We start from the raw sequence: 313 nt of genomic DNA, 5'->3' as shown, positions 1-313 counted from the left end.
GCAAGTCGAACGGAAGTAGCAATACTTTAGTGGCGAACGGGTGAGTAACACGTATCTAACCTACCATTTAGTGGGGAACAACTGTTGGAAACGACAGCTAATACCGCATATGTTATTAGTATGAAAAACTAATAATGAAAGGAGCAGTAATGCTTCGCTAATTGATGGGGATGCGGCGCATTAGCTAGTTGGTAAGGTAATGGCTTACCAAGGCAATGATGCGTAGCCGGTCTGAGAGGACGAACGTCCACATTGGGAATGAGACACGGCCCATACTTCTACGGAAGGCTGCTGTAGGTAATTTTTCAGATTG

The 313-nt window shown here is 45.0% G+C and carries 1 rRNA gene; it reads left to right on the top strand.

What is annotated here, in order from left to right:
• Positions 1 to 313: ribosomal RNA gene (locus RDJ14_RS00220) — 16S ribosomal RNA — on the top strand; the annotation flags it as partial.

Origin of the sequence: Spiroplasma sp. AdecLV25b (assembly GCF_030913225.1) — a bacterium.
In the GTDB taxonomy this organism is placed as follows: Bacteria; Bacillota_I; Bacilli_A; order Mycoplasmatales; family VBWQ01; genus Spiroplasma_E.
The sequence above is the reverse complement of the archived record's forward strand: the minus strand, read 5'-3'. Positions and strand labels throughout refer to the sequence as shown.